A 23,720-nucleotide genomic window follows, 5' to 3' on the forward strand; every position below is an offset into this window, starting at 1 on the left:
CGTCGCGGGTTCAGGAGCATTCGGGGTCACGGGCCCCGTTGGTGTCGGGGGCGCGGGAGGATTTCCGGGGGCATTTTTCGGAGGTGTTCGCGGCGAACGCGGCCACGGCGTCCCGGGACGCGGAGTCACTGGCCGCGGCGCTGCGCACGGTTGCCGGGTATGTGGGGACCATGATTTCCGAGGCGCGGGACGAGGATGACCGGCGTCGGCGGAACAACGAGTGGGTGCGGCGGCATAACAACCGGAACTGGCTTGAGCAGTTTGGTGACAGCCTCTGGGGTGAGGAGGCGCGTCCGAATATGGAGCCGGGGAACGCGCCGTCGTTCCCTTCGGAGTCCCCGGTGTCGGGGTCGCGGGAGACTCCGGGCCCGGGTGGCGGGTATGGGGGCGGGACGTCGTCGGCGCGTCCGGAGTCGTTGCGGAGTTTCGCGGCGTCCTCGCGTGGGCTTGATGAGGGTGTTGCGTCGGTGCCGGGGTCCTTGGAGGGGGAGTTGTCTTCGTTCGCGGACCGGTGCGGGTGGGGCCGGATCGACGCCGCGGGTGTGGTTGCGGCGTTCCGGCAGTATTTGCGGTTGAATGAGGCTGATGCGGCGTGGGCGGTGGTGGTCGCGGATGCGTTTGCTGCCGCTGGTGGTGAGGGCGCGGTTTCGACCCTGTCGGACGCGGCGGTGAACGAGGCGTTGGCCGCGGCGGGGGTGTCGGGGACCCGGACGGGCCTGGTCATTGATCCGCCCACGGCGGCCGGGGCGGTGCCCTCGAGTGGGTATGCGAATGATCCGGTGAACACGGCCACGGGTAACTTCATTGAGCCGGAAACGGATCTGGGGTTCGCCGGGGCGGCCGCGGGCCTGGTTCTCACGCGGATGTATAACTCCCTCGGCTCGGGCCTGGCCGGTGACGGGGTGTTTGGTCCGGGGTGGGCGTCGGTGCTGGATCAGCACTTGGTCCTCACTGATGAGGGCTGCCGGTGGGTGATGGCTGATGGGCGGGCGGTGGATTTCCCCCGTGAGGGTGCGGGCTGGGCCCGCGCTGTCGGAGAGAACTTTTGGCTCACCCGCCACCCGGCCACGGAACCGTTCCTGGCGGAGCTGACCTCGGTCCCTACAGGTGTCACTGAGGTGTTGGTCGTGACCGATAACCAGGGCGCCTGGTGGGCTTACACCACCGCCGGGGTGTGGCTCGGGACCGGGGCGGGGCCCGGGCGGACCATCTCGGCCCACCGCAGTGAAGCGGTCGACGGCGGCGGGCCGGGGGCGGTTGACCGGTTGGTGCATGTGCGGGGCCGGTTCGTGGAGATTGATTACGTCGGTGGTGTGGTGGCGGTGGTTCGTTCATCGGATGGGCGCCGGGTTGAGTACGGGTATGACGCCACGGGCCGGTTGGTTACGGTGGGCACGGAGACCGGCACCCGGGTGTATCGGTGGAACGAGCGGGGCCTGATCGGTTCGGTGGTTTCGGCTGCGGGTGTGGTGGAGGCCGAGAACAGCTATGACGAGGCCGGCCGGGTTGTTTTGCAGGTCACACAGCATGGGCGGCGGACGAGGTTCGCGTATCTGCCGGGCCGGGTCACGGTGGTCTCCGATGAGGACGGGTCGCGGTCTAATTCGTGGGTTGCTGATGGCAAGGGCCGCCTGGTGGGGGTGTTGGATGCGGAGGACCGGCGTCAGTCCATGTCTTATGACGGGCACGGGAATTTGGTGTCTTTGACCGAGCGTGATGGTGCTGTCACGGTCCACGGCTATGACACCCGTGGACGGAAGATCCGGACCGTGACCCCGGAGGGCGCGGACCTGACGTATGGGTGGGACGACCACGACCGCATCACCACCCTGGTCACCGCGTCCGGTGCCGTCGTGGCTTATGAGTACGCCGATGACCTGTCCCGGGACCCGTCCGTGGTGGTGGATCCGTTGGGTGGCCGGACCGTGCTGGTGTGGCGGGACGGGCTCCTGACCCAGGTCACCGACCCTGCAGGGGTCACGATCGGCTTTGAGTACGACACGTTCGGGGACCTGACCGCCACGTCCAACGCCGCCGGAGATACCGCCCGGATTGTCCGGGACCAGGCCGGCAGGCCGGTGACGGCGTTGACCCCGTCGGGGGCTGAGACCCGGTTCGGTTATGACGCTGCCGGGGTGTTGGTGCGTCGGGTGGATCCGGACGGGGCGGTGTGGGCGTTCGAGCACGACACCGCGGGCCGGACCACCGCAGTGGTTGCCCCGGATGGGGGCCGGACGGTGTTCGAGTACGCCCCCAACGGGGAGCTGGTCCGCACCACGGACCCGCTCGGGCGCAGTATCGAGCGGGTGGTTGATGAGCTCGGGAACCTCACCGCCGCGGTGTTGCCCGACGGGGCGTCGTGGGGGTTCACCCACGACAACCTCTCCAGGCTCATCGCGGTGACGGACCCTGCCGGGCATGACTGGGTGCGGGAGTACGACACAGTCGGTGCCCTCACCGCCGTCGTGGATCCGACCGGGGTCCGGACCGGAGCGGTCACCGACCGGATCAACGGGACCGCGACCCTGACCGACGCGTTTACCACCACGGCTTTGAGTTTTGATGAGTACGGCCGCCCCACCCGGGTCGAGTCCGCGGATGGGTCCGCGGAGCTGGTGTCTTATGACGCGGCGGGGAACCCGGTCGAGTTGGTCGATGGTGAGGGCGGGTTGACCGTCTTGGGCCGCGATGCTGCCGGGAAGATCACCTCGATCACCTCACCCACGGGGGCGGTGACCCGGTTCGAGTACGACCACTGCGGCCGACCCTTCCGCAGTATTGACCCGGTCGGGGCGGTCACGGAATTGTCCTACGACCCGGACCAGCGCCTCACCGCGAGGAGACTGCCCACCGGGGAGGTCGAGACGTTCGCCTACGATGCGTGTGGGCGGTTGACCGCACGGCATACTCCGGGGGAGGGGACGGCCCGGTACGGGTACGACCGGTGCGGGCGGCTGAGTTTCGCCCAGGATTCCTGGTACGGGACCCGCCGCTTTGAATACAACCTCGCCGGGGAACTGACAGGGACCATCAACGGGGTCGGGGGCAGGACCCGGTTCGAGTACGACACCCGCGGCCGGCTCACTAGGATCACGGACCCCACCGGTGGGGTGACCACCCGGACGTATACGGCCACGGACCAGGTCGAGACGGTCACGGACCCGCTCGGGCGGGTCACCACCGCGACGTATGACCCGGCGGGGCGGCAGTTGTCCCAGACGGACCCGGACGGGCACACCACCACCTGGAGCTACGACACCGCCGGTCGGGAAGCGTCGGCCTCGGTGGACGGTGCCCTGATCGCCGCCATCGAACGCGACACGGCGGGCCGGCGGGTGGTCATCACGGACCACACCGGCGGGGCGGGGTACGCGGTGGAGCACGAACTGTGCTTTGACCGGCGCGGACTCCTCACCCGAAAGTCCAACGGGAACGGGACGCAGGCACTGTCGTGGGGTTACGACGGCGACGGGAACCGCACCGTGTTCACCGACCCCACCGGAACCACCACCACCTACACCCGCGACCCCGCCGGGAGGGTTGTGAAGGTTTCGAACCCGTTGCTGGGGGACGCGGCCTTCGCGTATGACCCGTCCGGGCGGATCGTTTCTGCGACCGCCGGGAGCTATGCCCAGGAATGGGTGTACCGGGGAGGGAACCTTGCAGAGCACACCCGCACCCACACCGATACCCCGGATGCCACGGAGGTGACCCTGATCGGCCGTGAGGACGGCGGACGGATCACCGGTCTGGCCCGGAACGGGGCCACGACCCGGTACGCGTACGACACCGCCGGGCAACTGACCTCCGCCACCACCACCACAGAAACAGGAACCACCCCCAAGGTGGTGGAGTGGGAGTACGACGCCGGTGGCCGGCTTCTCCGCGAAACCACCCCGCACGGGGCACGCACCTACACGTACGACGCCGCAGGCCAGCTCCTTACTGTCACCGAACCTGACGGTTCCCGGACGGAGTACGTGTATGACGGGTTAGGGCGTCGGGTCCGGGTGATCGACCCGGGCGGGTCCTGGACCGAATACGCCTGGGGCCCCACCGGCTACCTCACCGGCACCATCGAAAAGGATCGGGACGGGGCAGAGGAATCCCGGCACCGGCTCCACGTCGACGCGATCGGGGAACTCGCCACCGTGGACGGGACACCGTTGTGGTGGGACACCGCCGCACCGGTACCGACCCTGGCCGGGATCAACACCACCCAGGTGTTGTCCCTGCCCGGCGGTGTCACCGGCATCGGCGACGCGTGGACCGCTCCGGGGTGGCGTGCCGTCCGACCTACCGACCAGCACGATCCCTGGGCCGTCCTCGGCACCCCCACCACCCCCAGCCCGGGCAGCCCTGGAGTTGCTGATGCGGGTTTGAGTGGTGTGTTGCCCGCCGGGATCACCCTGACCGCAGGTGGCGGGATCGACATCGCCGGACTCGAATGGCTCGGCGCCAGGGCCTACGACCCGGCCACCCGGGGCTTCCTCTCCACCGACCCCCTCGCCCCCGTCCTGGGCGCGGGCTGGGACGGAAACCCCTACGCCTACGCCGGAAACGACCCCCTCAACACCACTGACCCCACCGGCCTGCGGCCCCTGACCGACGCTGACCTGAAAGCCTACGACGGCTCCTCCCGCGGCGCGTTCGCGGCGGCAGGAGACTGGCTCGGAGACAACTGGGAATACGTCGTCGGTGGTGCTGCTGTGGTGGGCGGGGCCGTGTTGATGTTCGTCCCAGGCGGCCAACTCGCGGGCATGGGATTGATGAGCTTCGGCGCCGACGTCGTCATCCAAAAAGCAACCACCGGCCAGGTCAATTGGGGGCAAGCCATTGGCAGCGGTGTTATGGGTGTGGTCGGCGGTGGCGCGGGAATGATCGTTGCTAAGTCTGCTTCACTGGTTGTTGGAAGAGTGGTGGCGGGCCAGGCTGCGCGGAGTATGGCTTCAAATGTCGCGACTTCGACGATAACTCGTGCGACTGGCAATGCCTCCGTCATTGCACGGAGGTTCGGCGCAAATTTGTTGAAAGACATGGTCGGCAGTGGTGCATCAGGAGGCGCAGCCGGGAGCGTAGATTATGTCCGTGAACGCTTTCAGAACGGTGGCCCCTGGACAGCCCAAGGACTGTTGGGTAGCGCAGTTGGAGGCGCCGCCACGGGTGTCATCAGCGGGGCACTGAGCCCCGCGGCTGGACACGCTGCTAACAAGGGCCTCCAGTTTGGTTCGACATTGGGCATCAATATCGGGGCTGGATTCGCGGGAGAAGTCGTGAAGAGTGGTGTGAATGGTGAAGCCTTCGACCCGATTAAGTCCGGGGTGTCGTCCGTCATGGCGGGCACAGGGACCTCCACTTTGTCCGCAATTCGTGGCAAAATTCCACAGGGCTACGGGGATCTTATCGGACCCAGCACACCTTCCCCGGCTGGATACTTTACCAAGAGCACCGTGATGACCGAGACTGCTAATGGACTAATAGGAAGCGGTGCAAATTTTTACACCGATGAAATGTGGACGAAATAAATGATGAATGAAAGCGAAAAAAAGGTAATCCCCAGCAAACGAGCCGCTCCGGAATGGTATTACTGGTCCGGGGTCGTTATACCGGGAATTCTCATGTTGGTTCTGTGCGTAAATAGGACTGAAGAGTTTGGAATATCCGTATGGATTGCCAACACTATTGTCCTTATTGCCAGCGCCATTGGCATTGGATGTGTAACGTATTGGAAATCCAACTTCGCCGCCACGCTGTCGTTTGGTGCCACCATCATCTTGGGCAGCTTAGCCTTCGCGGCTCTTTCCAGCGTTATCCCGGTGATTGGCTTGACGGGCGGTGCGCTGTGGACGGGCTGCCCTCTCGGTCTATTGGTTGGACTGACACTGACTGCCGGAGAAGAGCGTTAGCGTTTAGCTGGTGACTGTGGTTTGTGTTCAGTGCCAGAAGAAAGCATTTGATTGGAAAAAAAGATAAGTAGCTACTTGGATGTCATTTGTCTATTTGGCATCTTGGTGAGTCTTGGTATTACCATATTCGTTTTCATGAGTGCTCCGTTAAGTGCCGAGATAACTTATCACGGCGGGTCGATTCCTGCACTTTTACTTCTACTACTGTCCGCAGTGGGTATACTCCTGTTTTGGATTTCTGAACGGATATTGGGGACGCATCGTTCTCGTGGCGAGGCGCGTGCGCTGGCTCGTATTTCGGGCCCAGCTACCATTCTGGTGTGTATTTCCTTTCAGGTGTTTCTAGCCGTGATAGTGCTGGATGAAAGTGGATATTTTAGGTGAGTAGAACACTGCCGAGCATCAGTCTTCGAGGGTCGGGAGGCTTGCCCTGACGAATGACGGGATGTTGCGATAGCTCGGGTCAAGACGTGTCTAACTGGGGACGCGGGCAGTTCTGGAAATGCGTGGGGTTTCCAATTCTGATCAGTGGTCTATTCGTTCTGCTCATTCGTATTATCTTCTCCGGATGAAAGATTATTGCGGCGCAGAACATTTGCGTCTGGAAGATACTTGTTTGTTGGTTTCTGTAAACAATTTCTGGAAGGACATGAAGACAGATGGATATGAAGGTTGTTGATCCTGCAGGCGGAGGCGTTGCGGAGATTACAGGTTCGGGCGTGCTGGATGGTCCTCTATATGGAGCGTCGTTTGGTAAGTCGGTGAAGCGGTTCTTTGCCAAGTATGCGAAGTTCGCGGGTCGCGCCTCGCGGAGTGAGTTCTGGTGGAGTCAGCTTTTCGTTTTCCTGGTGATGGTGGTCCCGTACCTCGTGACAACGGTCGGGCTCGTGGCCAGTATTGCCTGGGCTCAGCAGAACCCTAATGTGCAGTCCATGGGTTTCGATCCGGCCACCGGGCAAGAAGTGTTCTATGAGGCCCCTCCTGGGGTTGTGAACGCCCCGACTGGCAGTCTGATGGTAGTTGGATTCGTTCTCGTCGCTGTTCTAGGGCTGGCCCTGTTAGTGCCTCAGCTGTCGTTGCTGTGGCGCCGACTGCATGATGCAAATCTGGCAGGTCCGCTCGCACTCGTTGGGCTTGTTCCACTCGTTGGCGGTCTGATTGTTTTCGTCCTGGCGTTGATGCCGACAAAGGCGGAAGGTCGGCGCTTCGACCCTCGCTGACGGGCGGGCATCAGAGGGGGGGAGTGTTGATCGTGCTGGAAGTGGGGCTGCTCCTCTTGTTGCCCGCCCCGTGGCAGGGCCTCGCTCTGGTAAGCGTCCCTGTGTCGGCCATCTGATGGGCCGGGAGATCGCTGTCTGCAGTCCGCGGTGAGGGCGCGCCGCAACTCAATATTGTGGCTCACTCGTACGGGAGTACCACTGCCGCGGTGGCCCTGACGCAGCCGGGTATCAAGGTGGATAACTTCGTCACGCTCGGCTCGGCAGGGCTGCCCGATAACGTCCATACCGCCGCTGACCTCAACGCAGGACACGTATACCCCGGTCATGCGCGCGACAAGATACCCGGCGAAACCGAAAGCGGGGACCAGCGGGCCTGGACTGGCCGGGAGCCGTGTCCACCACGTGAACCCGATTAAACCTGAGTTTGGTTCCCACGTCTTCGGCACTGATACCGGCGGCGACGCCGGGCGGGCCGTGACCGACCGCAACGGTCTCATGCCTGATGGCGGCGAACAGGCCGGCTACTTTGACGAGCGAACAGAGTCTCTAAAAAACGTAGCCTGGGCAATCAGGGGAGAAACCGAGAAGATCACCCCGCATGTCCCGTTAGGGCCGACTGATCTGCAAAAGGCCCTACTGGAAGGAATGTCGAATGCCAGCGGTTAAGACGCATATAAGAATTCTCACGGCCGCGACGGCCGTGCTCATGATGGGAATGACAATAACCGCATGCGCTGAGAAGGAACCAAGCACGACAATGTCAGACAAGGCGACGCCGGAAAAGACCATCAGTGCCAGAGAAGGACGGGACCGGGCGGTCGAACTCGTCATCAACACGACCAAGCAGCTCGAAGTCACCGGTTGGTGGCCCCGCAACGGCGTCGCGGGGGCGCAGGAGTGCTCCCTAGGGTCGGGCGAGGAGGGCGCCAGCTATGGTTACGACCGCTGGGCACCCCAAGGAACTAACCATGTTGAAGACGCCAAACGCGTAGCCGAGTATTGGAAATCCCTGGGCATGACCGTACGCACCGTGAACCCAACGACACACCCGACCGTCTTCGCAGAGGGCGGTCCCGTACTTCGGGCTGAGTTCGATACTGATGCATCCGACAAGTCGTACAGCGTTGGTGCCACTGCCCCCTGCTCGCCGGGAGACGCTTGGGAGCTCAACGTTGAGGATCAGGCCGAGCGGGATCAGGGCAAAGTACTCCCCGGGGACGAAGGCCTAGTCGTTCGGAAAGACCCGCCACAATAACTTCACGAGTCAACCGCCTCGAACCCTGGCTGCCGGTCCCTAATCTTGGATGAAAGATAACGCTGTGGAGAGCGCACGCCTGCCAGCATCATCACCCAACCAACCAGTCTGCCTTGCGGGTCCTGAACGCAGCGGCTGCTGCCACCGATTAAAGTGCCGAGGCCACCGGTGTATTGGAACTCTTGACCTTTGCCTAAGGATCTCTCGTTCGGCGAGGCACACAGTCCCATGGTCCGCGCACCGGCAAACGGCGGGACTATCCCTTGCCCTGCGGATCAGGAACGCAGCGGCTATTGCCAGCGACAGTAGTGCCGAGATCGCCGGTATAAACCTGGAGAACCAGTCCATCGGGCCCGAAGCCGTTGGTTATGATGAGCTTGTTCGTGGCCGTTGATTGATCAAAGACCTTCACATCGTACCCGCGGGACTTGTAGAATTCCTCGACTTTTTGCCTGAGCACCTCGCGGTCCGTGACACTAAGGGGGCCTCTGGTCCTGGATCCGCCGAATTCTTTGCCGCTTCCAGTTCCCTGGAAGTTGCAGTAGCCACCTGCCGGAACATCCTTATTGGTCCAATCGCCCGGTGCCATCGCTTGGATCTCGTCGAGGAGTCCGAATAATTCGCTACTGGCTGCTTCTGGCGTCATCGTTGTTCCTGCTCCGCTGCTGGGAAGATTGCTCGTTGAAGTCGATTCTGAGGGTGAGGGGTTTGCCGTTTCACCATTGCTCTGTGGTGTGGAGAAGCATCCGGATACGAGCAGAAGGACCATGACGGCGGTGAAAACAGTTGCCGTTAGTCTTTGTCGGTTCAGCAATTGTGTCTCCTTCATTAGTGAGGCACCACAGGCTTCCCAGAGTTGGTCAGTCTATCTGTTAGGCCGAGCGAGACATTCGCTTGATTAAGGCTGGACTCGGTGCCTACGGAAGCGTATCCAAGTTTGCCTTCTGCCTGGAGCCAGCCGTGGTTTTCGGTTGGTAATGCTGACGCTTCGCCGGTTGTTCCGGTTCCGTCTGCTCCAAGCTGTGTCGCTCCGTACCCGGGTATGGGCACCGTGAACGATGGTCCACCTGGAGGAGCCTGAAACGTCTGGGTGTGGAAGCCCTGAATACGTTGCCTGCTCGCATTTCCAATTTCGGAGATATTGTCCACGGTGAATTTGGTTTGGTACACGTCGGCGCCCGGGTTCAAATGGAAGTCCTGCACGCCTGCTACACCCTTCAGTACGCCGATATCAGCATTGAGGTTGACGCTGTCTACGGCCACACCTTCAACGGCCGCGGCCTGGGCCGTCAGCGTTCCGTAAGACAGAGCTGAGATGTTGTTGCTGGCTGTGTTTCCCAAACTGTTCTGAACGGCCGCGAGAGTGTTGATGTCCTTGCTCAGGAACGACCCGCCTGTCCGGGCATTGCCATCGTCGAAGACACCAGCCGCCGGGGCCGGTTCGAAAGCTAGCCATCCCACCACTGCCAACCGCGGAGGGTTTCCTGCCGTGGTCGAACTCAGCTCGGCAATGCGGTATTGCTCCCCGTATTGGCCATCGGCGGCCCGGACTAGATCCGGCATGCTCGTTGCCACCTTCGTGTCGACTCCCGGGACTTGGTAAGTGGTGACTTTGGCTGCGTCGAGATCTCCCACACTGATGGCAGCGCCGGGCTGATCCAGATTGAGGCTGATCAGTTGCTTCTCAATTCCACTGCGGCCGGGCTCCATCGCACTCTTGACTCCTCTGAGGCGGTCGAGGTATCCCGGCGTATTCAGCCATGCGGGTGGAGTCGGGCGAGTTCCCTTGGCTGTCTCGCGCACGTAGACGTCGAATTCTTTCAGCATCTGCGTCAGTACCAGTTGGTTGGCCTGATTTCTTGCAGTGTAGGAAACCCCTTGAAGATTTCCGATGATCGCCGGGAACGTATTGATGAGGAGTTGCTGGGTTTCGCCGACGGTAACTTTGCCGGTGCCGGCATCTACTGTGTGGCCGAGGCTGGTCCACCATGCTGCGGTCACGGCAGGGTTGTATTCCTGGTTCTGCAGGAGTCCCTGGAGTCGTGCTTTGTTTGTAGGTACGGCGAGCCAGGTTGTCAGTTGCGCGGCGTTCAGGCCCACGATGTCGTTCAAGCCGACTTGGTTTGGTGCTGCGTACTGGATGAAAAGCGCGTTGAGCATGCTGTCGGCTACGGCGCCGGCCCCTGCTGTTTCGAATGCGGTGGCGACCTGCTCTATCCAATCGGCATCTGCTGCGTTCGCGGAGAGGAGCCGCTCAAAACCAGCAAGAAAAGACTCAGCCTCGATGTTCACCCAGGAGCACGATGCTGTGAATGCGCTCCAGGCGTTTTTGACGCTGCTGAAGTGTGAGTTCAGGGTGTTCGTGGCGGTCCGGGACACTGACGCGAAGCCGCGCAGTTTGCCTGGGTCAGCTGAGGTGGTTCCGGTCCCTGGCCCGCCGACGAACCGGGGCCGGTTCCGCGGAGAAAACACCGCTGAAACAGCCGGTGGAGGGACCGGTGTGCTCTCGGGCATCGGGTCAAGGATCATGGTTGCGACTGTCGCGGATGCTTCCGCGATGTCACCGGAGAGCAATTGCTGTTTGCGGATATTGTCGCGTTGCTGCCAGGCGTCCATGTTCTTTTGCCGGGCTTTCTCTTGCTGGGCCCTGTGCTTGGCCTCGCCGATGTCCTCGGCCAGAACCGCGAGGACACCTGAGAGCTTGCCGCGATCATCGGACCTGATGCCGCAGGCGTCCTCGAACAAGCGCGCGTAGCCGCCCTTGAAGTCCTGCACTGCCTGCTCCACGGCCCCGTACAGGAAGCTGCCTTCGGCCCGAAGAACCTGCTCAGCCGCGTCAGCAGCGCTGATCAGCGCGTCGGCTGCGCCGTCGTCAAAAGCAATCCCCACGCCTGCCCCCAAACCAGAACAATAAATCCAACGATTAGCATAACCGCTTTTGCGCGGTTGGGGGGCGACCGAATGTCTTGGTCATGTCTCCTACGATTTTCCGCCCAAGCGCAGACCGCTGGGCCCTTCTGAGTCGTTTTTCAGAGACGAACCCAACTCTGAAGCCTGATGACGTGAAGGGCCGCAAAATTCTGTTACCGCTGCGTTACTGCTGGACAGGACCCGGGACATGAAGAAAAGGCCCTGCTTCCCTTTGTTTACAAGGGAAGCAGGGCCTTTCGCATTGGCGGTGACGGTGGGATTTGAACCCACGTTGGCTTTTACACCAAACAACATTTCGAGTGTTGCACCTTCGGCCGCTCGGACACGTCACCAACTGAAATAGGGTACCGGAGTTGGGGCCTGTTCCCCAAAACGGGCCGGCGCCGGGCGCCCGAAGCGTGTTGCTGAACGCCCCGTTAACACAGCCAACTTCCGTCCGCGGCGCCCCAACGATAGATTCGTAAGCACCATGACTATTCCGCGCGCGCAAGAACACCAAGCCCAGGCCTACTGGGTTACCGAGACCGGCAACGGCGAGCTGCGCCGCGAAACCATCGAAGCTCCCGGCCCCGGAGAAGCCCTCGTCAGGACCCTGTACTCAGGCGTCAGCCGGGGCACGGAGCGAGTGGTCCACGAAGGCCGTGTCCCGGAACGCGTGGCTGACCTGATGCAGGCCCCGCACCAGGAAGGCGACTTCCCCGGCCCGGTGAAGTACGGGTACCTGAGCGTTGGCACCGTCGAAGAGGGCCCGGAGGAATGGCGGGGAAAGACTGTCTTCAGCCTCCACCCGCACCAGGACTTTTACATCGTTCCCACCAGCCAGCTCACGGCTATCCCCGCGGACGTCCCGGCCCGCCGCGCCGTACTGACCGGCATCGTCGAAGTCGCCATCAATGCCCTTTGGGAAGCCGGACCGAGGCTGGGAGACCGGGTCGCCGTCGTCGGTGGTGGCTTGGTGGGTGGCGTCCTGGCGACGCTCCTGCGGAAGTATCCGCTGGGCCGCCTGCAACTGGTGGATGCGGACCCGGAGAAGCGCAACCTCGCCGAAATGCTCAGCATCGAATTCGCCGAGCCTGAAGACGCGAAAAGCGACAACGACATCGTCTTCCATTGCTCCGCGTCCAACGACGGACTCAAGCTGAGCCTGCAACTGGCCGGCGACGATTCGGACGTCATCGAGCTCTCTTGGTTCGCGGACAAGGAAGTCACGCTCCCACTCGGCGAGGACTTCCACGCCCGCCGGCTGAACATCCGCTCCAGCCAGGTGGGCGCCGTTGCCCTTCCAAGAAGGCACCGTCGAACCAACGCCCAGCGCCTGCAGGAAGCAGCGAACCAGCTCAAAGACCCGCTGTTCGACACTTTCCTGACCAGCGAATGCCAGTTCCAGAACCTGCCCACCACGCTCATCACGTTGTTCGAACAGCCCGGCGGCTTCTGCCACGTGGTCGCATACCCAAACTCGGAGGATTAATACATGTTCAGCCTGACCGTCCGACGCCACTTCATGATCGCCCACAGCCTTCCCCGTGAGGCGTTCGGCCCAGCCCAGGGTCTCCACGGGGCCACGTTCGTTGCCGAAGTCAGCTTCCGTCGGCCGGATCTCAACGACGACGCAATCGTCCTGGACATCGGCGCAGCAGGCGGCATTCTCGAAGAAATCCTTGAAGACCTGAACTACAAGAACCTGGACGAACACCCCGCGTTCAAGGGCAAACTTTCCACCACCGAGGCACTCGCAAAGCACATCGCAGACGCCATGGCCACCCGGATCCAGGACACCGAAGACGGGCCCGCGCTCGCTGGCATCGATGTCGTCCTCCGCGAGAACCCCGACGCCTGGGCCGGCTACTCGCTGGAGCTTCCGGCCAAGTAAGTGCACATCCGCTTCCTGGTTCCGGGGAACGTCAGGCACGGCTCCGGCGGCAACAAATACAACGCCAAACTCGCCGAGCACCTGACGGCCCTCGGCGCCACCGTTGAGACGGTAACCGTCGACGGCGACTGGCCGGTTGGCAGCCCGGCGGACCGGCAGCGGTTCGCGCAAGCGCTCGACGGCGGCACCACCGTGATTGCCGACGGCCTGGTAGCGAGTGGGGCTCCGGAGGAGATCGCCGGCGCGGTGAAGGCCGGAACCAAGGTCTGGATCCTCTCGCACATGGCATTGGCGGAGCACGGTGACCTTGAGTCGAAGGCGTTGGCGGCCGCGACCGGGATTATCTGCCCGAGCGTCCACTCCGCCGCTGAATTGCAGGCTAAACACGGCTCCCTGGACATAGCGGTGGCCACCCCCGGCGCCGAACCAGCAGACCTCAGCGCGGGTTCACAGCCCAAGCACATCGTTGCTGTCGCGGCGTTGCTGCCCAACAAGGACCAAGCACACTTGGTAGAGGCCCTGAGCCAGATAAAGGACCTGCCCTGGACCGCAGCGCTCATCGGTTCGGAGGAAGCTGACCCGGCGTACGCGGCCGAGGTGAGGGCCGCCGTCGAACATCACGCGCTGCAAAACCGCATCCGTGTCACCGGCGAGCTGACCGGCACCTCACTCGAAGAGCAGTGGCACCAAGCCGACCTCAGCGTCCTGCTTTCGCACTCCGAGTCCTTTGGGATGGTGGTGACCGAATCGTTGGCACATGGCGTCCCGGTCCTTGTCCGGCAAGGGACAGGTGCAGTGGAGGCGCTGGGCGGTACCGGGGCGGGCGCGGTGTGGGATATCCGGGAAGCTCTCGCGGACACCCTCCGGAGCTGGCTGACGGACGTCGAAATCCAAGGGTCCTGGCATGAAAACGCCATCCGGGCCCGCGACAACCTTTCGGGCTGGGACAACACTGCTGCGATTGTTTTGAAAGCCGTGACAGCTTCGCCCTAATAACCGGGTGCAGAATGGGGCCATGACCAGCATCGCGCCTGCCGCAGACACCCTGACCCCTGAACGGCTCCGGGCCTGGGCCTGGCACAAGCAGGGCCTGGACGGTTCGCTCCAAGGCAAAACCTCAGAGGAAGTCTTGGACCACGCCGGTTGGGCCCGATCCGTAGGCGGCGCCAACCCGTACCTGACGCTGTTCGCCAGGGCAGGAACCAGTCGCGAACAAGCTGACAAGGACGTCAGGGCGCTCAGAATCCACGAACTCCCGACTGCCCGAGGTTGCACCTACGTCCTGGGCCAGGCCGACTACGCATGGGCCCTCCAGATCGGTCGCGACGCAGCGATTGCCCCTTTCAAAGTCTTGGCAAGGCTCGGTGTCGAACGCGGCGAAATCACCCTCCTTGAGGACGAGGTGGAGCACGCCCTCAAGGAAGCCAGCAGCCCCATGGACCCCAAGCAACTCCGGGACGTGCTGGGCGATTCGGTCCGCAGCCTGGGCGAGGAGGGCAAGAAGAAGGGCGCCTCCACCACGCTTCCCACGGCGTTGGGTCTCCTTCAGGCGGATGGCCGTATCCGCCGCGTCCCCGTCAACGGCCGCCTCGATCAGCAGCGCTATGCGTACACCGCTTGGGACCTTCCGCCCAGCGATCTTGACGACGACGGCGCCCGCCGCCTGCTGCTGGAACGGTACTTGCGCTGGACCGGGGGAGCGACGTTCAAGCAGACCCAGTGGTTCACTGCCTTTACGGTGGCCCAGAGCAAGGCAGCGCTCGCCTCCATTGGTGCCATGGAGGTGACCACAGCCAGTGGAGATGTGCTCTGGATGCTGCCTTCCGACGTCGAGCGTTTGGCGGACTTCGAAGAGCCGGGTGACGAACAAATCCAGCTGTTGGCAGGCACAGACTCATTGGTCCTCCACAGGCGCAATTCGGGGGACATGTTCGCTGATGGGGACAAGGGAAAGAAGGTCCTGGACACCACGCTGGCACTTCAGGCCGACCTGCCGGACCACCCCATCCTGGATCGTGGGCGGATCATCGGACTATGGCAATACGATCCCGGTCAGGAACGGATCGCGGCGTGGACTTTTGACGCTCCCACTGCGGCTGTGAGCCAACGGATCGCCGAGGTGGAGGCCTGGATCCGCGATGAACTCGGCGATTTCCGTTCGTTCAGCCTGGACTCCCCGGCATCACGTCAGGTGCGGATCGACGCGTTGGACGCGGCGGCAGGGCGGTAGGGCACGATCAGCCCGAACCGTACGGCCGGGTGATCGCCTCCAGGAAATGTCCGTCGGGGTCCGTGAAATAGATGCCGCGGCCGCCGTCGTTGTGGTTGATCTGTTGCCCGCGGGAACGTGCAGGGTCGGCCCAGTAGGGCACGTGTTCTGCGGTGATCCTGAGGAAGATCTGGTCGAACTCTTCTTCACTGACCAGGAAGGCGTAGTGCTGCGGTGTGATGTCCCCGTCCGCGCCCAGGAAATCCAGTGTCACGCCGTTCTCGAAGGACACCGTGACGAAGGACCACATGGGCTTCGGTGCCGGGAGACCGAAGATCCGGGCAAGGAACTCTGCGGATCGCTGCTTGTCCGTGGCGTAGACGATGGTGTGATTGAACGAAACTGTCATGGCTTGCTCCCGTGAAGGAAGGGATCAGGATGGGCGGTGCTCTACAGCGTGTTCCGCCGGAGCGTGTCCTGCCGGAGCGCGATGTGAGGCGAAGAAGTCCTTGAGGAGCGCTGAACACTCGTCTTCCCGGACCCCGGCGTAGACCTCTACCCAGTGATTGAGGCGGCGCTCGCGGAGGATATCGAACACGGATCCTGCTGCTCCTGCTTTCTCGTCCCACGCGCCGAAAACGACGCGGGGAATACGGGCCAGGACAATGGCCCCGGCACACATGGCGCACGGCTCCAGGGTGACCACCAGGGTGCAGTCCTCGAGCCGCCAACCGTCGCCGCCTTCGCCCAATTCAAGCGCGTGCCGTTGCAGCGCGGCGGCCGCCTGGCGGATCGCCACCACCTCGGCATGGGCGGTCGGGTCACCGTGCGCCTCCCGTTCGTTGCGTCCGGAACCCAGCACGACGCCGTCGGGCCCCAGCACCACGGCGCCGATCGGGACGTCGTCGGTTTTCAACGCCAACCGGGCTTCGTCCAGGGCAAGGCCCATCCAGGCCAGGTGTTCTGCGTGATACGGCTCGGTGGCGCTCATGTCTCAATGATAGTTTTGGGGGATGCGCACACTCGTCGTGGACCACCCGCTGGTCGCTCACAAGCTCACCGTTCTGCGGGACAAGAACACCCCCTCACCGGTCTTCCGGCAACTCACTGAAGAACTGGTCACCTTGCTGGCTTATGAAGCCACCCGCGAGGTCAAGGTCCAGCCAGTAGAGATCGAGACCCCCGTCACCAAGACCATCGGCACGGCTTTCACGAAGCCCACGCCGCTGGTGGTCCCCATCCTGCGCGCAGGGCTGGGCATGCTGGAGGGCATGACCAAGCTGGTTCCCACGGCCGAGGTCGGCTTCCTGGGCATGGCCCGCGACGAAGAGACGCTGGACATCATCACCTACGCCGAGCGCCTCCCCGAGGACCTCACAGGCAGGCAGATCTTTGTCCTGGATCCCATGCTCGCCACCGGCGGCACCCTGCGCGAGGCCATCAAATTCCTCTTCAAGCGCGGCGCCTCCGACGTAACCTGCATCTGCCTCCTCGCAGCCCCCGAAGGCCTGTCCAAGCTGGAAGAAGAGCTGTCTGACGCCAACGTGAAGATCGTCCTGGCCTCGATCGACGAGAAACTCAACGAAAAGTCCTACATCGTGCCCGGCCTGGGCGACGCCGGCGACCGCCTCTACGGCGTGGCTGGTTAAGGCATTCACGGTCCGGTTTCTCATTCTCAAGCCTTGGTGCGCTTATCGCAACTGCGGTAGGCTCACATGCCGCCTTGCCGGAAGGTTGCTTGCTTGCCGCTTCACGCGGTGCAGTGACGTGAAGTGCCGGCAGTACCCGTCGTCATTCGGATTCCTTGACTCATGTCTGCTCATAACGGACTAAGTCTTCCCCGTTGTGGTTCCCGTCACGATTCGTGCCCTTGGCTCACTTCCCTAGTGGGCGGACCCTCCGCTCCGCATTGTGATGGGGGACGAATGAGATTGAAACAATTCGCTGCGCTCGCTTGTGCTTCGGCCATCGCCATTTCCCTTGTGGTGCCAGCGGCTGCGCAAGCCAGTGAGCATGATGAATCCGGTAAGGAAACTGCTGAGACGGCGGCCGCCGTCATTCAGGAGGCAGTGGTCTCCGCGGGCCAAGACTCGGCTGTGGCCGTGCAACCCGACATAGAGTCGTCCGATTCGGTAACAACCAATGTCAAGGAATCGACCGTAGAAGTTTCAAAGGATGGGGGGCGATGCCACTGCATTGCTGGACGGAGGCTCGGACGGATTACAACTCTCATTGGAACTGCCGACGAGCGGTCAGGCTGATGATGCGGCGGTGGCCGGGGATGGTACAACCGTCTTTGCGGACCCAACCAGACAGACTGATGTTGGAATTCAAACGCTTGAAGATGGTGCCGTTCGGGCTTTGACGGTCATAAATGGCCCGCAAGCGCCCACACGGTACGACTACAAAATCGATGCCGATGAGGGGGTTGTCCTTGAGCTGGCTGACGGCGGTGCTATTTCAATCAAGGGTCTTGACGGGTCGGAACAGGGAATGATCCATCCAGCTTGGGCAGTTGATGCGAATGGCACCGCTGTGAGTACCCACTATGAGGTGTCCGGGAATATTGTGACCCAAGTCGTGGAACATAACACGCCAGGTCTCGCATACCCGGTGGTCGCCGACCCGAAGGTCTACTACGCATGGTGGCAGTTGTTTACTTGGTCAGAATGGCGTTGGAACAGCTACTACGGCATGAATCAGCTTTCCATGGAACTCTCGGGTTGGGGAAGGTACGACGCGATCTTCAACGCCGGGCAATTCTTGAGCTCCGGGTGGTCTCTCCTGCAGTCAAAGCATTCATGGTGGATGTTTACACCCTCGATGCGGCAGCAGTGGGAATGCCACGTCCTCGGGGGCTTGGCAGAATGGGGAACCTTCGACTTAGAGTACGAGCGTTACTCAAATCCAAATTGGCGCAGTCGGATTGGAATGTGGCCCGTGTCCCAGACCTGTAACTGGTAGCCAGAGAGGACTCGACGATGCCGAGACATGCCGTGCGTAAGTGGGTCCTGCTGGGAGCTGCCTTGGTTCCGTGGGCACTCGGATCCTTCGCCGTTTATGTTACGTCCGCGCAGTATTCCGGTCTCGGCATCTTCGAGTCTTATCGGGCATTTGAGGCCGGCTCCAACCTAGGCAACATCTTGTGGTTCCTCTTGTGGACAGGGGTCTCTGCTGCGGTTTGTTGGTTTCTGGTACGAAAACCGGGCGCCATCGGAGCGATCCAACCAGTGTCTCGCGCACTGTATTGTTACGGCACCCCGGCCGCCCTGTTGGTTTTTCCAGACGCAGCCATGGGATTCGCCATTTCGCACGTCCGTGCGTTCACTGATGACACTGCCTTGCATTCGCCTTTGGTCGAGTTTCTTGTTATCAGCGGCATAGGGGCCCTGGCTTGCACTTCCCTCATGACCCTCGTATTCAGGAAAGGGAGACCGCAGAGGACGGCTTAGGCTATCGAAGTCAAACACCCCTACCGGTTTCCCGACGACCCCGTTAGCCTGTGGCGCATGGACTGGAAACTTGAACTGGTATTTGTCCCTGTGTCCGACGTCGACCGCGCGAAGGACTTCTACGTCAACAAGGTCGGTTTCAACGCCGATTTCGATGAGCGTCCCATGGACGGCATCCGCTTTGTGCAGTTGACCCCTCCGGGTTCGGCGTGTTCCATCGCCATTGGCGAGGGGCTCAGTGATGCCCCTCCGGGAACGGCGCCCAGCCTGCAAGTGGTGGTGGCAGACATCAACAAGGCGCACGAGCAACTCAAGGCCAACGGCGTGGACGTCAGCGATGTCGATGTCCAGGACTGGGGTCATTTCGTCTATTTCGCGGACCCCGACGGCAACAAATGGGCCTTGCAGTACCTCCCGCAGCGGCCCAACGGCTAAGTAGGCCCAACGGCTAAGTAACAGTGGGCCCCTTCCCCGTACGCGTGCGGCAGGATGGAACCATGAGCCATCCTGCCGACCACGCCACGCCCGCCCAACAAACCGTGTTGACCGTCCGCGCCGTCCTCTTCGACATGGACGGCACACTGGTTGATTCCACGGCCATCGTGGAGCAGGTGTGGTCGGAGTTCGCCAGCCGCTACGGCCTGGACATTGAGGAGATTCTCCGGACCTCCCACGGCGTCCGATCCGGCGATACGGTGCGCCGTTACGCTCCGGCGGGTGCCGACGTCGTGGCTTTGACTGCTGAGCTGGACGCCATGGAACGCACGCGGACAGACGGCGTGATCGCGCTGCCGGGCGCCGCGGCTTTGCTGCAAGCGCTACCGGACGACGCCATCGCCTTGGTCACCTCAGCTGACTCGACCCTTGCGGGCATCCGCATGCAGGCGGCCGGGCTTCCCATGCCCACCACAACCGTCACTTCCGAAGCCGTGGCCCTCGGCAAGCCGCACCCGGAGGGGTACCTCAAAGCGGCCGCAATGCTGGGAGTCGACCCGGCCGACGTCGTTGTCTTCGAAGACGCGCCCGCCGGCATCGCCGCGGCGCGCGCCGCCGGAATGCGGACCGTGGTGGTCGGTGACGCCGGCGACCTTGAAGATGGCATGTGGCGGATCCCGGACTACTCCGCGGTGACGGTCACCGCTGTGAAGAATGACGACGGCGGCCACCTCCTCACGCTGACGCTGTAGCCGTTCCTGCGCGGACTGTTCCAAGCCGGAAACCCGGCGTAGGCTGTGCGCATGTCTGCGATGCCGGAGGCGTACAGTGCCGCATTGGAGCGGGCCATGGCCCACGCGACGGACTGGCTGGCGTCGGTTCCCGACCGTCCTGTCCGTCCCGCGGCCGACGCTGATCAGGTGGCCGCGAGCTTGGCATCGATCCTCCCGGACGGGCCAACTGAAGCAGCCGACGTGGTGGACGAACTCGCCACCCTGGCCGAACCGGGCTTGATGGCCATCCAGTCAGGACGGTTCTATGGGTGGGTTATGGGTGGAACCCTGCCCGCTGCCATGGCCGCCGACTGGCTGGTCTCGGCATGGGACCAGAACACCGGACTCCGCTTCGCCACTCCCGCCGCTGCTGCCATCGAAGAATCCGCCGCCGCCTGGCTTCTTGACCTGCTGCACCTTCCCGCAACCTCCGACGTCGGCTTCACCACCGGTGCCACCACCGCGAACTTCGTGGGGCTGGCCGCTGGTCGTCAATACCTCATGGACCAGGCGGGCTGGGACCTTCAGTCGCTGGGCCTTTCAGGTGCTCCCCGCATCACAACGTTTGCCGGACGGGAACGGCACGCAGCCGTTGACTTGGCCCTCCGGTACCTGGGGCTGGGCGCCTGCGTACCCGTTGATGCAGACGACCAAGGCCGGATCCTGCCTGATGCCCTGGCTGCTGCCATGGATGAGCAACCCGGGCCATCATTGGTCTGCCTGCAAGCGGGCAACCTGCATTCCGGCGCGTTCGATCCCATGGAGGAAGCTGTCGCTGTGGCCCATGACCGCGGGGGCTGGGTGCACGTGGACGGCGCTTTTGGTTTGTGGGCGGCCGTCAGCCCAACGTTGCGGGAACGGATCGCTGGAGTGGAGGGCGCCGATTCCTGGGCCACCGACGCCCACAAAACACTCAATGTTCCCTACGACTGCGGCTTGGCCATCGTTGCCAGTCCGGAGGCCCTCCGGCGGGCTTTCAGCGTCCACACGAGCTACTTCATCGCCACGGATGCCGGGCCGGGGGACCCGTTCGAAAAAGTTCCTGAGCTGTCCCGGCGCGCCCGCGGTATCCCCGTGTGGGCGGCGCTGCGCCAACTTGGCCGTCACGGTGTGATCGCCATGGTGGACCGTCTCGCAGCAAATGCCCGAGCTCTGGCTGAGGGCCTTGCCGCGATCCCGGGCGTGGAGGTCCTTAACGACGTCGTCTTCACGCAGGTCTCCGTCAGCTTCGGCAGCGACGACCGAACGCACAGGGTCACCCAGAGGTTGATGGCCGAGGGTGCCGTGTGGATGTCCGGATCGTCGTGGCGTGGCCGGGAGATCCTGCGGATCTCAGTGAGCAATTGGTCCACTGACGCCGGGGACGTGGCAGCCTCCATCGCGGCCGTGCGGCATGCGTTTGAGGCGGAACCTGAAGCGTAGCCTCAGCTTCCTGGCGGAATCAGCGGTTCACCAGCAGGAACAGCCCCGCATACGCGGCCACCACCGTGCAGATGCTAAGCGGCCACGCACTGAAGCCGCCAGTCCGTGCGGTGCGAGGAACCCGGCCCATCTCCGCGCGAAGCTCATTGATGGGACTGCGGCGCAGGTTGCGCTTCAATCGCGCCATGCCGCGCAGGTCGGCCAGTGCGGTCCGTACGACGTCGACACTTGAGTCGGGGTCGTCTGTCCAGTCGACGGGAACTTCATGGATGCGCAAACCGCAACGTTCGGCGATCACCAGCAGTTCGGTGTCGAAGAACCAGGCATCGTCCCTGGTGCAGGGAAGGAGGCGGTGGGCCACGTCTGCTCGGATGGCCTTGAAACCGCACTGGGCGTCGGAGAAGCGCGCCCCCATGACCGTCCGCAGCAACGAGTTGTAGCTGCGCGAAATGAACTCGCGCTGGGGGCTTCGGGTGACGCAGGCGCTCGGTGCCAGCCGTGTGCCGATGGCGAGGTCCGAGTGGCCGGAGATCAGCGGTGCCACGAGGGGAGCCAAGGCCGAGAGGTCAGTGGACAGATCCGCTTCCATGTAGGCAAGCACGGGCGACGGCGACGACTGCCACACGCGGCGCAAGGCGTTCCCACGGCCCCGCTCCTGAAAACGGACCACTAACAGTTCAGGGAGTTCGCGTGCCAGGCGTTCGGCGATCCTCAGCGTGCTGTCGGTGCTGGCATTGTCCGCCACGGTGATTCGGAATGTGTGGGGAAAGGAGTCCGTCAGGTGCCCGTGCAGTTGGCGAAGGCTGTGTTCCAGGCGGGCTTCTTCGTTGTAGACGGGGAGGGTGACGTCCAGGACTGGAACCATGACATTGGTGTCAACGGGACGGCGCTGTGGTTGCTGGAGCGCCGCTGGCCCGCCACGCAAGCGAGCGGAATGAGTCCGTCGTGGCAGAGCGCTGGTGGCTGGATCTGTGAGCGTCATGTTTCCAGAATGCGGCCACCGATTATGAGGGCTTTAGGCGGAAGCTGTGGCACTACTGTGAGCCCCGGCGAGCACCTGTGAAAACGAAAGAAGCCGCCCCGGTTCCCGCCATCCGCTCCAGTAAGAACTGAGGCAAACGGCGGAAGCCGGGGCGGCAATCAAACAGCTTGGCTTAGTACCAGTTGTTCGCCAAGTGGAAGCCCAGGGCAGCCGACGGGGATCCGTAGCGTTCCTTGATGTAGTTCAGGCCCCACTTGATCTGGGTCTGGTAGTTGGTCTGCCAGTCGGCACCGGCCGTGGCCATCTTGGAAGCCGGCAGGGACTGGACGATGCCGTATGCGCCGCTTGAGGCGTTCGTGGCAGTGGTCCTCCAGTTGGACTCCTTCTCCCACAGCGTGTTCAGGGCAGTCATTTCACCCGGACCCCAGCCGTAGTTGCCCAGGATGCTTGCAGCGTAGGCCTTGGCGGCTGCGGGATCGTCCACTGCCTTGGGGGCGGCAGCGGCTGCTGCAGCCTCTGCGGCGGCAGCGGCAGCAGCGGCGTCGGCAGCTTGCTTGGCAGCAGCGTCAGCGGCGGCCTTTTCGGCGGCAGCCTGGTCGGCGGCAGCCTTCTCCGCAGCGGCCTTTTCGGCGGCAGCCTGGTCGGCGGCAGCCTTCTCCGCGGCCGCCTTTTCAGCGGCTACCTTGTCTGCAGCGGCCCGGTCGGCTGCACCCTTTTCGGCGGCAGCGTTCATGGAGGCGGAGATTTCAGCAGACTTGTTGGTGCTGATCCGGGCGTTCGCCTGGGTCTCTGCGACGCGGCTCGCCTCGGGGAGGGTCAACGCTGCGTTGGCGGCCGTGCCGAGGGATGCAACGCCCAGTGCGGCGGCCACAACACCGGCAACAACCGACATGCGGTGGCCGGACTTGCCCTGGCGGGCTGCGTTCTTAAGGACTGCCTGCGACTTGGTCAGCGGTGCGTCGTGTTCGTCGCGGTGACGCGCGGAAGGGCGCGTCTGATCATTAAATTCAGACATGTTTGTGATTACCTCTCAGCGCCTGCGGAGTTAGCTGTCGGGTTCGGATGAGGTCATCCGGCCGCGCATCACGCTGCGGCTTCACCCCAAGGGCCGGCAATAAATGCCTGGGCCCGGAGACTCTGGGTCCCCCGTCTCTGCCTCGAAGAAGAACGGACTCCGGGAAGTGGCAGAGCTCGGCGCATCCCGGATGCGGGTCAGTTGGGGCGACCCACCCTTTCGACGGTACAGGAGGTTTCCCCAGAAG

Annotated in this window: 21 protein-coding genes, 1 tRNA gene and 1 riboswitch; of the genes, 15 read left to right on the plus strand and 7 right to left on the minus strand. The window is 63.0% G+C overall.

Features of this window, described 5'->3' with window-relative positions:
- The first annotated feature begins 83 nt into the window (after positions 1-83).
- The 6 genes from FQP90_RS14340 to FQP90_RS14365 all read left to right on the plus strand — a co-directional run bounded on the left by FQP90_RS14340 (position 84) and on the right by FQP90_RS14365 (position 8,381).
- On the plus strand, positions 84-5,525 hold the full coding sequence (locus FQP90_RS14340; protein WP_144651608.1) for a DUF6531 domain-containing protein: 5,442 nt from the start codon (positions 84-86) through the stop codon (positions 5,523-5,525).
- Positions 5,526-5,906 carry a hypothetical protein gene (locus FQP90_RS14345; RefSeq protein ID WP_144651610.1) on the plus strand — a complete coding sequence of 127 codons (381 nt, stop codon included), beginning with the start codon at positions 5,526-5,528 and terminating at the stop codon, positions 5,904-5,906.
- A 659-nt stretch (positions 5,907-6,565) separates the two neighbouring features.
- Positions 6,566-7,126 (plus strand): DUF805 domain-containing protein, encoded by a 561-nt coding sequence (locus tag FQP90_RS14350; RefSeq protein ID WP_144651612.1) that lies wholly within the window; start codon positions 6,566-6,568, stop codon positions 7,124-7,126.
- Between the two features lie 131 nt (positions 7,127-7,257).
- On the plus strand, positions 7,258-7,542 hold the full coding sequence (locus FQP90_RS23880) for an alpha/beta hydrolase (protein WP_144651833.1): 285 nt from the start codon (positions 7,258-7,260) through the stop codon (positions 7,540-7,542).
- Positions 7,529-7,792 (plus strand): hypothetical protein, encoded by a 264-nt coding sequence (locus FQP90_RS14360; protein ID WP_144651614.1) that lies wholly within the window; start codon positions 7,529-7,531, stop codon positions 7,790-7,792. Before FQP90_RS23880 ends, FQP90_RS14360 begins: the two co-directional genes overlap by 14 nt.
- 91 nt (positions 7,793-7,883) lie before the next feature.
- Positions 7,884-8,381, plus strand: a complete 498-nt coding sequence (locus FQP90_RS14365; RefSeq protein WP_144651616.1) for a hypothetical protein — start codon at positions 7,884-7,886, stop codon at positions 8,379-8,381.
- A 256-nt stretch (positions 8,382-8,637) separates the two neighbouring features.
- On the opposite strand, the gene FQP90_RS14370 is transcribed toward FQP90_RS14365, so the two are convergent.
- The 3 genes from FQP90_RS14370 to FQP90_RS14380 form a co-directional block, all read right to left on the minus strand.
- Entirely contained in the window at positions 8,638-9,210 is a 573-nt protein-coding gene (locus FQP90_RS14370) for a hypothetical protein (protein ID WP_144651617.1), read from the minus strand.
- Positions 9,210-11,270, minus strand: coding sequence for an alpha/beta hydrolase (locus FQP90_RS14375; protein WP_144651619.1), 2,061 nt, complete (start codon positions 11,268-11,270; stop codon positions 9,210-9,212). Before FQP90_RS14375 ends, FQP90_RS14370 begins: the two co-directional genes overlap by 1 nt.
- A 284-nt stretch (positions 11,271-11,554) precedes the next feature.
- Positions 11,555-11,644: transfer RNA gene (locus FQP90_RS14380), tRNA-Ser, on the minus strand.
- 137 nt (positions 11,645-11,781) lie between these two features.
- Between FQP90_RS14380 and FQP90_RS14385 the strand changes: the two genes are divergently transcribed.
- The 4 genes from FQP90_RS14385 to FQP90_RS14400 are packed head-to-tail and all read left to right on the plus strand — an operon-like array spanning position 11,782 to position 15,415.
- Positions 11,782-12,783, plus strand: coding sequence for a zinc-dependent alcohol dehydrogenase (locus tag FQP90_RS14385; protein WP_144651621.1), 1,002 nt, complete (start codon positions 11,782-11,784; stop codon positions 12,781-12,783).
- A gap of 3 nt (positions 12,784-12,786) precedes the next feature.
- On the plus strand, positions 12,787-13,185 hold the full coding sequence (locus FQP90_RS14390; protein WP_144651623.1) for a 6-pyruvoyl trahydropterin synthase family protein: 399 nt from the start codon (positions 12,787-12,789) through the stop codon (positions 13,183-13,185).
- A complete protein-coding gene (locus FQP90_RS14395) occupies positions 13,186-14,178 on the plus strand; it encodes a glycosyltransferase family 4 protein (protein WP_208760013.1) in 993 nt (330 codons plus the stop codon).
- A gap of 22 nt (positions 14,179-14,200) precedes the next feature.
- The gene (locus FQP90_RS14400; protein WP_144651625.1) at positions 14,201-15,415 is read left to right on the plus strand and encodes a DNA glycosylase AlkZ-like family protein; all 1,215 of its coding nucleotides are present in this window, start codon (positions 14,201-14,203) and stop codon (positions 15,413-15,415) included.
- Between the two features lie 7 nt (positions 15,416-15,422).
- Here FQP90_RS14400 and FQP90_RS14405 read toward each other — a convergent pair whose 3' ends face one another.
- Positions 15,423-15,803 (minus strand): VOC family protein, encoded by a 381-nt coding sequence (locus FQP90_RS14405; protein ID WP_144651627.1) that lies wholly within the window; start codon positions 15,801-15,803, stop codon positions 15,423-15,425.
- Between the two features lie 24 nt (positions 15,804-15,827).
- Positions 15,828-16,385, minus strand: a complete 558-nt coding sequence (locus tag FQP90_RS14410) for a nucleoside deaminase (protein ID WP_144651629.1) — start codon at positions 16,383-16,385, stop codon at positions 15,828-15,830.
- 22 nt (positions 16,386-16,407) lie between these two features.
- Between FQP90_RS14410 and upp the strand changes: the two genes are divergently transcribed.
- From upp to FQP90_RS14440, 5 genes are all read left to right on the plus strand, one after another.
- Positions 16,408-17,043 carry a uracil phosphoribosyltransferase gene (gene upp, locus FQP90_RS14415; RefSeq protein ID WP_018777973.1) on the plus strand — a complete coding sequence of 212 codons (636 nt, stop codon included), beginning with the start codon at positions 16,408-16,410 and terminating at the stop codon, positions 17,041-17,043.
- Between the two features lie 526 nt (positions 17,044-17,569).
- Complete coding sequence (locus FQP90_RS23335; RefSeq protein ID WP_167510498.1) at positions 17,570-18,358, plus strand: hypothetical protein; 789 nt, start codon at positions 17,570-17,572, stop codon at positions 18,356-18,358.
- A gap of 545 nt (positions 18,359-18,903) precedes the next feature.
- Positions 18,904-19,281 carry a VOC family protein gene (locus FQP90_RS14430; protein WP_144651632.1) on the plus strand — a complete coding sequence of 126 codons (378 nt, stop codon included), beginning with the start codon at positions 18,904-18,906 and terminating at the stop codon, positions 19,279-19,281.
- 62 nt (positions 19,282-19,343) lie between these two features.
- Positions 19,344-20,033 carry an HAD-IA family hydrolase gene (locus FQP90_RS14435; RefSeq protein WP_144651634.1) on the plus strand — a complete coding sequence of 230 codons (690 nt, stop codon included), beginning with the start codon at positions 19,344-19,346 and terminating at the stop codon, positions 20,031-20,033.
- Positions 20,034-20,084: 51 nt separating this feature from the next.
- Complete coding sequence (locus tag FQP90_RS14440; RefSeq protein ID WP_144651636.1) at positions 20,085-21,476, plus strand: pyridoxal phosphate-dependent decarboxylase family protein; 1,392 nt, start codon at positions 20,085-20,087, stop codon at positions 21,474-21,476.
- Positions 21,477-21,495: 19 nt separating this feature from the next.
- On the opposite strand, the gene FQP90_RS14445 is transcribed toward FQP90_RS14440, so the two are convergent.
- Both FQP90_RS14445 and FQP90_RS14450 read right to left on the minus strand, forming a co-directional pair.
- The gene (locus FQP90_RS14445; RefSeq protein WP_144651638.1) at positions 21,496-22,458 is read right to left on the minus strand and encodes a dolichyl-phosphate beta-glucosyltransferase; all 963 of its coding nucleotides are present in this window, start codon (positions 22,456-22,458) and stop codon (positions 21,496-21,498) included.
- 172 nt (positions 22,459-22,630) lie between these two features.
- Positions 22,631-23,473 (minus strand): hypothetical protein, encoded by an 843-nt coding sequence (locus tag FQP90_RS14450; RefSeq protein ID WP_144651640.1) that lies wholly within the window; start codon positions 23,471-23,473, stop codon positions 22,631-22,633.
- A 7-nt stretch (positions 23,474-23,480) separates the two neighbouring features.
- A riboswitch (cyclic di-AMP (ydaO/yuaA leader) is annotated at positions 23,481-23,641 on the minus strand.
- Positions 23,642-23,720: the final 79 nt, after the last annotated feature.

The sequence above is a fragment of the Paenarthrobacter nitroguajacolicus genome, from assembly GCF_007786235.1.
In the GTDB taxonomy this organism is placed as follows: Bacteria; Actinomycetota; Actinomycetes; order Actinomycetales; family Micrococcaceae; genus Arthrobacter; species Arthrobacter nitroguajacolicus_A.

Excerpts from the sequence above, each read along its gene's own strand:
- FQP90_RS14405 (WP_144651627.1), bottom strand. The coding sequence starts at position 15,803 with ATGACAGTTTCGTTCAATCACACCATCGTCTACGCCACGGACAAGCAG.
- FQP90_RS14350 (WP_144651612.1), top strand. The coding sequence starts at position 6,566 with ATGGATATGAAGGTTGTTGATCCTGCAGGCGGAGGCGTTGCGGAGATT.
- FQP90_RS14440 (WP_144651636.1), top strand. The coding sequence starts at position 20,085 with ATGTCTGCGATGCCGGAGGCGTACAGTGCCGCATTGGAGCGGGCCATG.
- FQP90_RS14370 (WP_144651617.1), bottom strand. The coding sequence starts at position 9,210 with ATGAAGGAGACACAATTGCTGAACCGACAAAGACTAACGGCAACTGTT.
- FQP90_RS14445 (WP_144651638.1), bottom strand. The coding sequence starts at position 22,458 with ATGACGCTCACAGATCCAGCCACCAGCGCTCTGCCACGACGGACTCAT.
- FQP90_RS14450 (WP_144651640.1), bottom strand. The coding sequence starts at position 23,473 with ATGTCTGAATTTAATGATCAGACGCGCCCTTCCGCGCGTCACCGCGAC.
- FQP90_RS23335 (WP_167510498.1), top strand. The coding sequence starts at position 17,570 with ATGGGGGGCGATGCCACTGCATTGCTGGACGGAGGCTCGGACGGATTA.
- upp (WP_018777973.1), top strand. The coding sequence starts at position 16,408 with ATGCGCACACTCGTCGTGGACCACCCGCTGGTCGCTCACAAGCTCACC.
- FQP90_RS14390 (WP_144651623.1), top strand. The coding sequence starts at position 12,787 with ATGTTCAGCCTGACCGTCCGACGCCACTTCATGATCGCCCACAGCCTT.
- FQP90_RS14400 (WP_144651625.1), top strand. The coding sequence starts at position 14,201 with ATGACCAGCATCGCGCCTGCCGCAGACACCCTGACCCCTGAACGGCTC.
- FQP90_RS14385 (WP_144651621.1), top strand. The coding sequence starts at position 11,782 with ATGACTATTCCGCGCGCGCAAGAACACCAAGCCCAGGCCTACTGGGTT.
- FQP90_RS14410 (WP_144651629.1), bottom strand. The coding sequence starts at position 16,385 with ATGAGCGCCACCGAGCCGTATCACGCAGAACACCTGGCCTGGATGGGC.
- FQP90_RS14365 (WP_144651616.1), top strand. The coding sequence starts at position 7,884 with ATGTCAGACAAGGCGACGCCGGAAAAGACCATCAGTGCCAGAGAAGGA.
- FQP90_RS14345 (WP_144651610.1), top strand. The coding sequence starts at position 5,526 with ATGATGAATGAAAGCGAAAAAAAGGTAATCCCCAGCAAACGAGCCGCT.
- FQP90_RS14430 (WP_144651632.1), top strand. The coding sequence starts at position 18,904 with ATGGACTGGAAACTTGAACTGGTATTTGTCCCTGTGTCCGACGTCGAC.
- FQP90_RS14435 (WP_144651634.1), top strand. The coding sequence starts at position 19,344 with ATGAGCCATCCTGCCGACCACGCCACGCCCGCCCAACAAACCGTGTTG.